The organism is Psychromonas aquatilis (genome assembly GCF_038155185.1).
GTDB lineage: Bacteria > Pseudomonadota > Gammaproteobacteria > Enterobacterales > Psychromonadaceae > Psychromonas > Psychromonas aquatilis.
This window is the reverse complement of record NZ_JBAKAZ010000508.1, coordinates 1-206: the sequence shown is the minus strand read 5'-3', so window position 1 is coordinate 206 and position 206 is coordinate 1. Positions and strand designations below refer to the sequence as shown.

1 pseudogene is annotated in these 206 nt (G+C 41.7%); it reads right to left on the bottom strand.

What is annotated here, in order from left to right:
- Positions 1-206: pseudogene (locus tag V6256_RS16320) on the bottom strand (peroxiredoxin); the annotation flags it as partial.

Genomic DNA, 206 nt, shown 5'->3' with positions numbered 1-206 from the left:
GTAAGTCTTCAGCGTCACGGCCAATACCTTCAGCAGTGATTTCCATTGCTTGGAATGTACCTTCTGGATCGATTAGGAATGTAGCAAGGTCTGCAAGGCCTTGACCTTCACGCAAAACATTGAAGTTATTTGTGATGTTACCTGATTGATCACCAACCTTGTAGTAGTTGATTTTACCAATTGTGTCAGATCTATATTGCCATGCT